Origin of the sequence: Streptomyces sp. NPDC020490 (assembly GCF_044335305.1) — a bacterium.
Lineage (GTDB): Bacteria > Actinomycetota > Actinomycetes > Streptomycetales > Streptomycetaceae > Streptomyces.
The window spans coordinates 345,756-356,490 of the sequence record NZ_JBIRUY010000002.1 but is presented as its reverse complement, the minus strand read 5'-3'; the positions used below and the strand labels follow the sequence as shown (position 1 = coordinate 356,490).

Sequence of the window (10,735 nt, the reverse complement as noted above, 5' to 3'; positions counted from 1 at the left end):
GGTTCGGGAGGTGCGGGGGTTGACGCGCCAACCGCTGCGGGCGGACACCCCCGTCCCGTCCCCTTCCCGCCGTCGGCGGGCGCGGGTCGCGCGACAGCCCGGACACCGCTTCACCGCCGTGCGCGGCCGGCGGTGTGTTCCGGGCCGATGGGACAATGGGGGCATGGTCGGATCGGGTGAGCGGGCGCGGCACTGGCAGTACGCCGAGCTGCCCGGGGTCGATCTGCTCAGGGCCCGGTACATCCGCAAGAGCTTCGTGCGGCACACGCATGAGCACTTCGTCATCGCCGCCATCGCCGACGGGGTCGAGGTCTTCCACCATCGCGGGGCCGATCAGTACGCGGGGGCGGGTGCGCTGGCGCTGGTCAATCCCGACACCGCGCACACCGGCCGGGCCGGTGGGCCGGAGGGGTGGCGGTACGGGGCCCTGTACCCGTCGCCGGAGGTGGTGGCGGAGATCGCCGCCGAGACGACCGGAATCCGGGGTACGCCGGGGTTCGTCAGGCCGGTGCTGGACGATCCGTACAGCGTGGGGCTGGTGCATCAGGTGCTGCGCGCCGCCGACGAGGGGAACGCGCTGGCCGCCGACACGCTCCTGAGGGTCGCCGTGACCAGGCTGCTGCGGCTGAACGGCGGGGTGCTGCCGCAGCGGGCGGTGCGGACCGCGGGGGCGCGGGTCGCGGCACGCGCGCGTGCCCTGCTGGAGGAGCGGATGGCCCGGCCGCCGACTCTGGAGGGGCTGGCCGCCGACCTGGGGACCAGTCCGTTCGCGCTGTTGCGGGCCTTTCGTGAGGTGTACGGGATGCCTCCGCACGCCTGGCTCACGGACGCGCGGGTGCGCAGGGCGCGGCGGCTGCTGGAGGCCGGGACGTCGCCGGCCGAGGCCGCTGTCGCCGTGGGGTTCACCGACCAGCCTCATCTGAACCGGCACTTCAGCCGGATCGTCGGGGTGCCGCCGGGGGCGTACCAACGGGAGCGCAAGAACGTACAAGACGTGCGGCGGAGGCCGGGTCTACCGTCCGGGGCGTGACGGAAGCTGTTGTTGACATACGTTCCCCGGAGAAGCCGGACGCCGCTGTCGTACGGGACGCCCTCGGCGTCGGCGTCGCCGTGGGGCTGTCCGGGTTCGCCTTCGGGGTGACCTCGGCCGGCAGCGGGCTCTCGCTGCTGCAGACCTGTGCGCTGAGCCTGCTGGTGTTCACCGGGGCGTCCCAGTTCGCCCTGGTGGGAGCCCTCGCGGCCGGGGGCGGTCCGCTCACGGCGGCCGCGGGCGCGTTCTTCCTGGGGGTGCGCAACGCCTTCTACGGGCTGCGCCTGTCGCAGCTGCTGGCGCTCCCGCGCGCGGTGCGGCCGTTCGCCGCGCAGTGGGTCATCGACGAGACCACCGCCGTCGCGCTGGCGCAGCCGACGCGCAGGAGCGTGCGGATCGGGTTCACCGTCACCGGGCTCAGTCTGTACGTGCTGTGGAACCTCACCACGCTGGCGGGGGCGCTGGGCGCCCGGGCCATCGGTGACACCGACGCCTGGGGGCTCGACGCGGCTGGGCCCGCCGTCTTCCTGGCGCTGCTCGCGCCGATGCTGAGGACCGCCACCGAGCGGGCCGTCGCGGGTCTCGCCGTGCTGCTGGGGCTCGGTCTGCTGCCCGTACTGCCCGCCGGTGTGCCCGTCCTGGCGGCCGCCCTCGCGGCGCCCGTCGTGCTGTGGCTGCGCGGGCGGAGGGAACAGCGGTGAACACCTGGATCGCGATCGGCGCGACCGCTCTCGGCTGCTACGCCGTCAAGCTCGCCGGGCTGCTCGTGCCCGCCGGGGCGCTCGAACGCCCGCTCGTCAGGCGGCTGGCCGCGCTGCTGCCGGTGGCTCTGCTGGCCGCGCTCACGGCCCAGCAGACCTTCGCCGACGGGCGCGTCCTGGTGCTCGACGCGCGCGTGGCGGGGGTCGCCGCGGCCGCTGTGGCGCTCGTCCTGCGTGCGCCGTTCCTGCTGGTCGTCGCGGTGGCCGTGGCGGTGACCGCGGGGGTGCGGGCCATGGGCGGGTGAGGTCAGCCGATGGCGCGGCCGTACGCCCGGAGGGTGCTCAGGGCGTCGATCGTCACCATGGGGCGCGCCTCCAGGGCGATGCCCGGTGCCCACTGGCGCCAGTTGACCGGCCAGCCGCCGTCCTCCTGCTGGCTCTGCGCCAGGTGGTCCAGGGAGCGCGCCATCTCGGCGTCCGTGAACCACGCGCGCGCCAGGGAGCCCGGCGTCCTCGCGAAGTCGTGCGGGAAGTGGTGCTCGCCCGGGGCGTAGCCAGGCGCCACCGGGAACGCCTCCAGGGCGTCCGGGTCCAGCGCCGCGAGCCGCTGCGCGCGCACCAGACGGCCGAGGCGGTGGGCGGCCGCCTCCGCGCGCGGGCGGTCGGGCGCGAAGTCCAGGAAGGCGACGGCGGCCTCGATCTCGTAGGGGTGAGAGCTCTCCAGGGACTCGACCACGTGCCAGCAGAACTCCGTGGCCCGGAACAGCCAGGCGTGCCACACCTCGTTGCGGTGCAGCAGGCCCACCACCGGTCCGGTGGCGAGGAGGTCGCCGGGCGGGTCGTCGACGACCGGGATGAACGGGGCGGTGGGATAGCCGCGCTGGGCGGGGTGGATCGCCGGCAGCGCGCCGTCCGCCGTCGAGACGGAGGTCAGATAGCCGCACACGCGCTCCGCGCGCCGGCCGTCGCAGCGCCCGATGGAGTTCAGGACGCGCAGTGCGCGACCGGTGTGCAGCGGCTGGCTGACCGGGCCGCGCAGGTCGGGCTCCAGCGCGTGGCCGTAACCGCCGTCCTCGTTGCGGTAGGCGTCCAGCGCCCGCTCCACCGGGTCGGCGCCGCCGTTGCGGAAGTGGTGTGCGAAGAGGTGCTGCTCCAGCACGCGCGCGGTGAGCCAGAGGAAGTGTTCGGCGCGGAAGAGCGGGGAGCGCGCCGGGGGCGTCGCGGGGGGTGGGGGAGCTGCGGTTGCGGACATGCGTCAGACCGTAGGGGAAAGCGGTCACGGCAGGTGGCCCCGGCTCGGGCGCACCCTCGCAGGCGGGATACTGGAGGCATGCGGTTGACGGTCTTCTGGCAGCGTATGGCGGAGCACTTCGGTCCCGAGTACGCCGACACCTTCGCGCGCGACCATGTCATGGCGCAGCTCGGCGGACGCACGGTGCACCAGGCGCTGGACGAGGGCTGGGAGGCCAAGGAAGTGTGGCGCGTGGTCTGCGCGGTCATGGACGTTCCGGGGGAGAAGCGCTGAGCCGTCACGAAGATCGCAGGACCGGAGCCGATTGTCCGTCGCGTGGGCGAGACTTGCACCGTGGCATCCACTGACGACACCGGGCAGCCGGCCCGGCAGCCCTCCCCGCCCGGCACGACGCCGCCCTTCCCGCCCCCGGCCGACGGCGCCGCCGTGCGGGGCGGGCGCATGCCGCGCTGGCTGCCGCGCGCGGTGGTGCTCGTCCTCGCCCTCTACGCCGCGTTCCAGTTGGGCACGTGGGCCTTCCACCAGCTCACCGGCCTGCTGGTCAACATCCTCATCGCGTTCTTCCTGGCCCTCGCCATAGAGCCCGCGGTGAGCTGGATGGCCTCGCGCGGGATGCGCCGGGGGCTGGCCACCGGGCTGGTCTTCCTCGCCGTGATGATCGTGACAGCAGGCTTCGTCACGCTGCTCGGGTCCATGCTCGCGGGCCAGATCATCAAGATCGTCGAGAACTTCCCGGACTACCTCGACTCCGTCATCGGCTGGATCAACACCCACTTCCACGCCGAGCTCAGACGCGTGGACGTCCAGGAGGGCCTGCTGCGCTCCGACTGGCTGCGCAACTACGTGCAGCACAGCGCCACCGGCGTCCTGGACGTGTCCGCGCAGGTCCTCGGGGGCCTGTTCCAGCTGCTGACGATAACGCTGTTCTCGTTCTACTTCGCCGCGGACGGCCCGCGGCTGCGCCGCACGGTCTGCTCCCTGCTGCCTCCCGCACGGCAGGCCGAGGTGCTGCGCGCGTGGGAGATCGCCGTCAACAAGACCGGCGGCTACCTGTACTCGCGTGGCCTGATGGCCTTCATCTCCGGCGTCGCGCACTTCATCCTGCTGCAGGTCCTGAACGTGCCCTACGCGCCCGTGCTCGCGGTCTGGGTGGGGCTGGTCTCGCAGTTCATCCCCACCATCGGCACGTATCTCGCGGGCGCCCTGCCCATGCTGATCGCGTTCACGGTCGATCCCTGGTACGCGCTGTGGGTGCTGATATTCGTGGTGGTCTACCAGCAGTTCGAGAACTACATGCTGCAGCCCAAGCTGACCTCGAAGACCGTCGACATCCACCCCGCCGTCGCCTTCGGCTCGGTCATCGCCGGCACCGCCCTCCTCGGCGCCGTCGGCGCGCTGATCGCGATTCCGGCGGTCGCCACCCTCCAGGCGTTCCTGGGGGCCTACGTGAAGCGGTACACGGTCACGGACGATCCCCGTGTCCACGGGCACCGGGGCGGCGGATCGGGGCGGGGCCTGCTCCGGCGCGCGGGGCAGCTGTGGACACGGAGGCCGGGGGCGGAGCGGTCCGGTGCGGGTGACCACCCCGATGCCGATGCCGATTCCGGCCCCGGCTCGGGCTCCGGTCCGGGTGCCGGCTCCGGCTCCGGGAGCGGTCCTTCCTGAGACGGCCGGGGGCCGTGGGCTGTCGGACAGGCCGGGCGTCACGGGCTTGCGACGGCGCTGGGCGCGCTTGACACAAAAATCGAACATCTATTCTTATGGAGGCTCCGGCGGGGTCTCGGGCGGGTTTTTCATCCTGGTTTGGGTAGAGATGTGCCCGGGTTGTCCACAGGCCGGACCGGCGTCGGGGCGCATTGTCAGTGGCAGGCGTTAGCGTCTTTGACGTGAAGCGATCGACTCAAGCAAATCGGGTGGAACCCATGGCAGGAACCGACCGCGAGAAGGCCCTGGATGCCGCGCTCGCACAGATTGAACGGCAATTCGGCAAGGGCGCGGTCATGCGCATGGGCGAGCGGTCCAGGGAGCCCATCGAGGTCATCCCGACCGGGTCGACCGCGCTCGACGTGGCCCTCGGTGTCGGCGGCCTGCCGCGCGGCCGTGTCGTGGAGATCTACGGACCGGAGTCCTCCGGTAAGACCACGCTGACCCTGCACGCGGTGGCGAACGCCCAGAAGGCCGGCGGCCAGGTCGCCTTCGTGGACGCGGAGCACGCCCTCGACCCCGAGTACGCGCGCAAGCTCGGCGTCGACATCGACAACCTGATCCTCTCCCAGCCGGACAACGGCGAGCAGGCCCTGGAGATCGTGGACATGCTGGTCCGCTCCGGTGCCCTCGACCTCATCGTCATCGACTCCGTCGCAGCGCTCGTCCCGCGTGCCGAGATCGAGGGCGAGATGGGTGACAGCCACGTCGGTCTGCAGGCCCGCCTGATGAGCCAGGCCCTGCGGAAGATCACCAGCGCGCTCAACCAGTCCAAGACCACCGCCATCTTCATCAACCAGCTCCGCGAGAAGATCGGTGTGATGTTCGGCTCCCCGGAGACCACGACCGGTGGCCGGGCGCTGAAGTTCTACGCCTCGGTGCGCATCGACATCCGCCGCATCGAGACCCTGAAGGACGGCACGGAGGCGGTCGGCAACCGCACCCGCTGCAAGGTCGTCAAGAACAAGGTCGCGCCGCCCTTCAAGCAGGCCGAGTTCGACATCCTCTACGGCCAGGGCATCAGCCGTGAGGGCGGCCTGATCGACATGGGCGTGGAGCACGGCTTCGTGCGCAAGGCCGGCGCCTGGTACACGTACGAAGGCGACCAGCTCGGCCAGGGCAAGGAGAACGCGCGCAACTTCCTGAAGGACAACCCCGACCTGGCCAACGAGATCGAGAAGAAGATCAAGGAGAAGCTGGGCGTGGGCGTGCGTCCCGAGGAGCCGGCCGCCGAGCCGGGTGCCGCCGTCCCCGCCGCCACGGACGACGCCGCCAAGACGGCGCCCGCCCCCGCGGCGGCCAAGGGCGCCAAGACCAAGGCTCCGGCGGCCAAGAGCTGACCCGTGACACGGCGAACCGACTGGGCCGAGTACGCCTACCCGGACACTCCACGGGGTGGGAGCCGGGCAGACGACACAGGGTCCGCCGGGACGGGCGGCGAGATGCGCGGGCACGTCCCGGCGCACGATGAAGACGGGGGCTCGCCCTCCTCGTCGAGGGCCGAGAAGGGGGAGCCCCCAGGGGACCCGGTCGAGCGGGCACGGGCCATCTGCCTGCGCCTGCTGACCGGGACCCCGCGCACGCGGAAACAGCTGGCGGATGCCCTGCGCAAGCGGGAGATCCCCGATGACGCCGCCGAGGAGGTGCTGTCGCGGTTCGAGGAGGTCGGCCTGATCGACGACGGCGCGTTCGCGGACGCCTGGGTGGAGTCCCGGCACCACGGCCGGGGACTGGCCCGGCGGGCACTCGCCCGGGAGCTGCGGACCAAGGGCGTCGACTCCGCCCTGATCGGCGAGGCCGTCGCACAGCTCGACTCCGAGCGGGAGGAAGCGACCGCGCGCGAGCTCGTCGCCCGCAGACTGCGCTCCACACGCGGCCTCGACCGCGACAAGCGGCTGCGGCGCCTCGCGGGCATGCTCGCCCGCAAGGGCTACTCGGAGGGCATGGCCCTGCGCGTGGTCCGGCAGGCACTGGAGGAAGAGGGCGAGGACACGGAGTTCCTCGAGGACGACGGAGTCTGAGGCGGAAGGCACGTCAGGGAGGCGCGCCAGGGAGGCACGCCACGGGGTGCGGGCAGCCGAGCCGGCGGCCGAGCCTCCGCCCGCACCAGACGCAGGCTTACCTTGCGTTTCCAGGAGGGTGAGTCCGGTGTGGGCGCCGGTACCGTCCAGCCATGCCCACGTCCGTACATGTCCGAAGACCGCTGCCCGCCTGCGCCCTCAGCGCCGCTCTGCTCCTCAGCGGCTGCGGCCTGCACGAGGGATCCGGGAGTCCGGCGGTTCAGGGGCCCATCACGCTCGGGTTCGTCAACGGCGGCACCACCGAGTTCCACACCTGCCTGCAGGAGTCCGTCGAGGAGGTGGCGCAGAGCAACCTCGCCGACATCCGCACGGCCACTCCCATCAGGACCCGGCCACGGAACTGGCCAACATCAAGGACATGATCGCCCACAAGGTCGACGCCCTGATCGTGCAGACGGTCAGCGTCGACTCGCTCGAGCACGACATCGCCATGGCGAAGAGCGCGGGCATCCCGGTCTTCCTCACGTCGGTCGTGCCGGACGACACCTCGTCCATCCTCGGGGCCGTGGTCGTCGACCTGAAGAAGGCCGGGCAGCTGGACGCCGGCTGGATCGAGGACGACGCCGCCGGCCGGGACGTACAGGTCGGCATCATCGCGGGCGCCCCCGGTGCCGCCTCCGACCTGCTGGCCGGCGGTTTCGAGAAGGCCCTGCCGGCCAACGCCGACGTGGTCGCCGAACAGCCCGGCATGTTCAGTCCGGTCAAGGCCCGCGGTGTCGCCGAGGACATGATCCAGGCCCACCCGGACCTGGACTACGCCTTCGTCGCCAACGAGGAGATGGGCTTCGCCGTCCGCAAGGCGTTCGACGCGGCCGGCCGCAAGGACGTCAAGATCGTGACCGTCAACGGCACCGACGAGGGCCTGGCCGCCCTCAAGGACGGCCGCTTCTCGGCCACGGTGTCCAACTCGGCCGCCGACACCGGGGAACTGGCCGTGACCAACGCCATCGACCTGCTGCGCGGCCGCAAGGCGGACAGGATCGCCAAGACGCCCGCCGCCCTGATCACCAAGGACAACGCCGACACGGCCCCGCTGTACTGCCCCATGGACTTCCACTGACCCCGCGGTTCTACGGCGTCACCGGCAGCCCCGCCGCCCTCCACGCCTGGAACCCGCCCACCAGGTCGGTGGCCCGGTGCAGCCCCAGCCGGTGCAGCGACGCCGCCGCGAGACTCGACGCGTAGCCCTCGTTGCAGATCACGACGATCCGCAGGTCGTGACCGGTGGCCTCCGGTACGCGGTGGCTGCCCCGCGGGTCGAGGCGCCACTCCAGCTCGTTGCGCTCGACGACGAGGGCGCCGGGGATCAGGCCGTCGCGCTCACGCAGGGCCGCGTACCGGATGTCCACCAGCAGCGCCTCGCCGGCCCGGGCGGCGTGGTACGCCTCCCGGGCCCCGATCCGCTCGTAGTCCGCGCGCACCCGCTCCAGCAACTCGTCGATGCCGAGGTGCCGGTCCTCCGCCTCACCCATGTGCCTGTCCTCCGCCGCGGGATCGCCGGTCGCGCTCACTGCCAGTCCTCCGGGTGTTCCACCTGCTCCAGGCGCAGCACCTGGCCGGTGCGACTGTAGCGGCGGATCTGCGGCAGGGGCGGGTGGTAGGCGTGGACGGAGACGGCGTGCCGGTCGGCGGAGGTGTTCAGCACCTCGTGGACGTGGTGGCGGCCGAAGGAGCGGCCCTGGCCGGCCGGCAGCCGCCGGGCCCGGTCCACGCCGTCGGTGAGTTCGAGGGTCTTCCAGCCGTCGGTGGGCAGCCGGGCGGCGAGCGAGTTCTCCTTCAGCTCACCGGCCGCGATCACGAACGCGCCCACGGAATCGGCGTGGTCGTGCCAGCCGGTGCCCGTGCCGGGCGGCCAGCCGATCAGCCAGGCCTCGCTGCCGCCGGGGCCGTCGAGGCGCACCCAGGTGCGGCCCTCCGGGTCGAGCGGGAGCGAGGCGATGAGCTCGGCGTCGGCGGCCGTACGCCGCACGAAGTCCAGGAGTTCGGCCTGGGTCGGCGCGGACCCGGGTGCGCCGGCGGATCCGGAATCCGACGCGGAGGCGGAAGCGGACACGGAAGCGGACGCCGAAGTGGACACGGAAGCGGACGCCGAAGTGGACACGGAAGCGGGCGCGGGCGCGGGTGCGTGCGTGGGTGCAGAAGGGGAGGAAGACAACTCTTACCGTCCTGATGAGGGTTCGCGGGAGCGCGCGGCAGCCTGGAAGGGGCGCGCGGAAAAAGGGAGGAGCGAATTCAGCAGGACGGACGACACACGCAGCCCGCATAGCGGACGAGGTCCATGTGGACCCTCCGCCACAGGCGCACGCAGGTGTCGGTCACGGTCCGGAGTGAACCATGACGGTGCGGGCCGGTCAACTCACCGTGACGACGTCAGTGGGCGCCTGCCTCGGCCTGCGTCTTCGCCGGACCGCCCAGCGCGGCCTCCGCCGCGGCGTACAGGTCGGCCGGCCGGACCCCGCCCAGCGCGGTGACGAGATGACCGTCGGGCCGTACCAGCAGGACGGTGTGGGCCGCCGCCCCCGGGTAGCTCTCGGCGACGAGCAGTTCGGCGGCGTGCGGCAGGGCGCTGACGGCGGCCGCCAGCCGGGGCATGACCCCGGCGGTCACCCAGTGCTTGCGGTCCCACACGCCCGTGCCCGGCGCGACGAGCACCACCAGCAGCGCGCCCCGCCCGAGCCGGTCCCGCAACCGTACGAAGGAACCGTCCTCCGCGGTGACCCGGACGTCGGCGACCGGCGCGCCCGGAGGGGTGTCCACGGGCACCTCCCCTTCGAGGTGCCGGGGGGCGAGCGGCGAGCCGGCGTACGTCCCCGGCGCGCCGAGTGCGCCGCGCCCCAGATGGCCTTCCGTCAGCAGCGCGTCGTGGCCGCGGGCGGAGCCGGGGACGTAGGCGCGCAGCCCGCCGCCGCGCAGCAGCGGCAGCGCCTGGTCGGCGGCGCGCAGCCGGGCGGCGACGACCGCGCGCCGCTCCGCCTGATAGCTGTCGAGCAGTTCCTCGTGCGGCCCGTGGTGCCAGGCCGACGCCAGCTTCCAGGCCAGGTTGTCGGCGTCCCGCAGACCCTCGTCCAGCCCCTGCGTGCCGAGCGCGCCGAGCAGGTGCGCGGCGTCCCCGGCGAGGAAGACCCGGCCGGCGCGCCAGCGGCGGGCCAGCCGGTGGTGGACGGTGTGGACGCCGGTGTCCAGCAGGTCGTAGGGCGGTGTCGAGCCGTCGCTCCAGCCCGCCAGCGTCTCCCGGATGCGGGTGACCAGCAGTTCGGGCGTGACCAGGTCCTTGCCCGGCGGCAGCAGCCAGTCCAGGCGCCACACGCCGTCCGGGAGGGGGCGGGCGGTGATTTCCCCGGCGCCGGGGCCGGACGTCCGCCAGGGCGGCAGCCGGTGCAGCACCGACTGCTCGGGCCAGGGGAGTTCCGTGCGCAGCGCGGCGACGGCGTGCCGTTCCACCGCCGTACGGCCCGGGAAGCGGATGTCCTGCAGCTTGCGCACGGTCGACCGCGGGCCGTCGCAGCCCACCAGGAAGCTGCCGCGCCACCAGGTGCCCTTCGCGCCGCGGGTGTGGGCGGTGACGCCGGAGCGTTCCTGCTCCATGGCGTCCAGGCGGCTGTCGACGGCGACCTCGGCCAGCGGCTCGCCCGCGAGGGCCGTGCGCAGGGCGCCGGTCAGGACGTGCTGGGCGATGTGCAGGGGCGCGGGGCCGGTGTCGTCGTCGAACGTGATCTCGCGCATCACCTGTTTGCGCCGCAGTGACCGCCATCCGGCCCAGGGCAGGCCCGCCTCGGCGAGCGGCACTCCGGTCAGCCGTTCCACGAGAGCGGCGGTGTCCTCGCGCAGGACGACGGTGCGCGCGAGGCGCGACTCGTCCTCGCCGGGGCCCTCGTCGAGCACGACCGACGGCACTTCCTGGCGCGCCAGGGCCAGGGCGAGCGTGAGCCCGACGGGCCCCGCCCCGACGATGATCACCGGATCCACG

14 protein-coding genes are annotated in these 10,735 nt (G+C 72.9%); 9 read left to right on the top strand and 5 right to left on the bottom strand.

Annotated features, from left to right (window positions below; genetic code table 11):
• The first annotated feature begins 163 nt into the window (after positions 1–163).
• Genes ACH4ZX_RS05030 through ACH4ZX_RS05020 form a run of 3 tightly spaced genes read left to right on the top strand, consistent with a single transcriptional unit; the run spans position 164 to position 2,036 of the window.
• Positions 164–1,030: an AraC family transcriptional regulator gene (locus tag ACH4ZX_RS05030; protein WP_398267627.1), complete on the top strand. Its 867-nt coding sequence runs from the start codon at positions 164–166 to the stop codon at positions 1,028–1,030.
• Entirely contained in the window at positions 1,027–1,731 is a 705-nt protein-coding gene (locus ACH4ZX_RS05025; protein WP_398267624.1) for an AzlC family ABC transporter permease, read from the top strand. The genes ACH4ZX_RS05030 and ACH4ZX_RS05025 overlap by 4 nt, the downstream gene beginning before the upstream one ends.
• On the top strand, positions 1,728–2,036 hold the full coding sequence (locus ACH4ZX_RS05020) for an AzlD domain-containing protein (protein ID WP_398267621.1): 309 nt from the start codon (positions 1,728–1,730) through the stop codon (positions 2,034–2,036). Before ACH4ZX_RS05025 ends, ACH4ZX_RS05020 begins: the two co-directional genes overlap by 4 nt.
• 2 nt (positions 2,037–2,038) lie before the next feature.
• Here the strand turns inward: ACH4ZX_RS05020 and ACH4ZX_RS05015 are convergent, their stop codons facing one another.
• The gene (locus tag ACH4ZX_RS05015; protein WP_398267618.1) at positions 2,039–2,983 is read right to left on the bottom strand and encodes a hypothetical protein; all 945 of its coding nucleotides are present in this window, start codon (positions 2,981–2,983) and stop codon (positions 2,039–2,041) included.
• A 78-nt stretch (positions 2,984–3,061) separates the two neighbouring features.
• Between ACH4ZX_RS05015 and ACH4ZX_RS05010 the strand changes: the two genes are divergently transcribed.
• From ACH4ZX_RS05010 to ACH4ZX_RS04985, 6 genes are all read left to right on the top strand, one after another.
• A complete protein-coding gene (locus ACH4ZX_RS05010; protein WP_324785082.1) occupies positions 3,062–3,256 on the top strand; it encodes a DUF3046 domain-containing protein in 195 nt (64 codons plus the stop codon).
• A 60-nt stretch (positions 3,257–3,316) separates the two neighbouring features.
• On the top strand, positions 3,317–4,648 hold the full coding sequence (locus ACH4ZX_RS05005; RefSeq protein ID WP_398267615.1) for an AI-2E family transporter: 1,332 nt from the start codon (positions 3,317–3,319) through the stop codon (positions 4,646–4,648).
• A 257-nt stretch (positions 4,649–4,905) separates the two neighbouring features.
• On the top strand, positions 4,906–6,027 hold the full coding sequence (gene recA / locus ACH4ZX_RS05000; RefSeq protein ID WP_398267612.1) for a recombinase RecA: 1,122 nt from the start codon (positions 4,906–4,908) through the stop codon (positions 6,025–6,027).
• Positions 6,028–6,030: 3 nt separating this feature from the next.
• Positions 6,031–6,708 carry a recombination regulator RecX gene (gene recX / locus ACH4ZX_RS04995; RefSeq protein WP_398267609.1) on the top strand — a complete coding sequence of 226 codons (678 nt, stop codon included), beginning with the start codon at positions 6,031–6,033 and terminating at the stop codon, positions 6,706–6,708.
• A gap of 152 nt (positions 6,709–6,860) precedes the next feature.
• The gene (locus tag ACH4ZX_RS04990) at positions 6,861–7,130 is read left to right on the top strand and encodes a hypothetical protein (RefSeq protein ID WP_398267606.1); all 270 of its coding nucleotides are present in this window, start codon (positions 6,861–6,863) and stop codon (positions 7,128–7,130) included.
• Positions 7,127–7,828 carry a sugar ABC transporter substrate-binding protein gene (locus ACH4ZX_RS04985; protein ID WP_398267603.1) on the top strand — a complete coding sequence of 234 codons (702 nt, stop codon included), beginning with the start codon at positions 7,127–7,129 and terminating at the stop codon, positions 7,826–7,828. Before ACH4ZX_RS04990 ends, ACH4ZX_RS04985 begins: the two co-directional genes overlap by 4 nt.
• A 10-nt stretch (positions 7,829–7,838) precedes the next feature.
• On the opposite strand, the gene ACH4ZX_RS04980 is transcribed toward ACH4ZX_RS04985, so the two are convergent.
• From ACH4ZX_RS04980 to ACH4ZX_RS04965, 4 genes are all read right to left on the bottom strand, one after another.
• Positions 7,839–8,240 (bottom strand): rhodanese-like domain-containing protein, encoded by a 402-nt coding sequence (locus tag ACH4ZX_RS04980; RefSeq protein WP_398267600.1) that lies wholly within the window; start codon positions 8,238–8,240, stop codon positions 7,839–7,841.
• Between the two features lie 35 nt (positions 8,241–8,275).
• Complete coding sequence (locus ACH4ZX_RS04975) at positions 8,276–8,821, bottom strand: cysteine dioxygenase (RefSeq protein WP_398267597.1); 546 nt, start codon at positions 8,819–8,821, stop codon at positions 8,276–8,278.
• Positions 8,822–9,000: 179 nt separating this feature from the next.
• Positions 9,001–9,072, bottom strand: a complete 72-nt coding sequence (locus ACH4ZX_RS04970) for a putative leader peptide (RefSeq protein ID WP_309544753.1) — start codon at positions 9,070–9,072, stop codon at positions 9,001–9,003.
• 66 nt (positions 9,073–9,138) lie between these two features.
• Positions 9,139–10,734 carry an FAD-dependent monooxygenase gene (locus ACH4ZX_RS04965; protein ID WP_398267594.1) on the bottom strand — a complete coding sequence of 532 codons (1,596 nt, stop codon included), beginning with the start codon at positions 10,732–10,734 and terminating at the stop codon, positions 9,139–9,141.
• Position 10,735: the final 1 nt, after the last annotated feature.

Excerpts from the sequence above, each read along its gene's own strand:
- ACH4ZX_RS05010 (WP_324785082.1), top strand. The coding sequence starts at position 3,062 with ATGCGGTTGACGGTCTTCTGGCAGCGTATGGCGGAGCACTTCGGTCCC.
- ACH4ZX_RS04985 (WP_398267603.1), top strand. The coding sequence starts at position 7,127 with ATGATCGCCCACAAGGTCGACGCCCTGATCGTGCAGACGGTCAGCGTC.
- ACH4ZX_RS05015 (WP_398267618.1), bottom strand. The coding sequence starts at position 2,983 with ATGTCCGCAACCGCAGCTCCCCCACCCCCCGCGACGCCCCCGGCGCGC.
- ACH4ZX_RS04990 (WP_398267606.1), top strand. The coding sequence starts at position 6,861 with ATGCCCACGTCCGTACATGTCCGAAGACCGCTGCCCGCCTGCGCCCTC.
- ACH4ZX_RS04980 (WP_398267600.1), bottom strand. The coding sequence starts at position 8,240 with ATGGGTGAGGCGGAGGACCGGCACCTCGGCATCGACGAGTTGCTGGAG.
- ACH4ZX_RS05030 (WP_398267627.1), top strand. The coding sequence starts at position 164 with ATGGTCGGATCGGGTGAGCGGGCGCGGCACTGGCAGTACGCCGAGCTG.
- recA (WP_398267612.1), top strand. The coding sequence starts at position 4,906 with ATGGCAGGAACCGACCGCGAGAAGGCCCTGGATGCCGCGCTCGCACAG.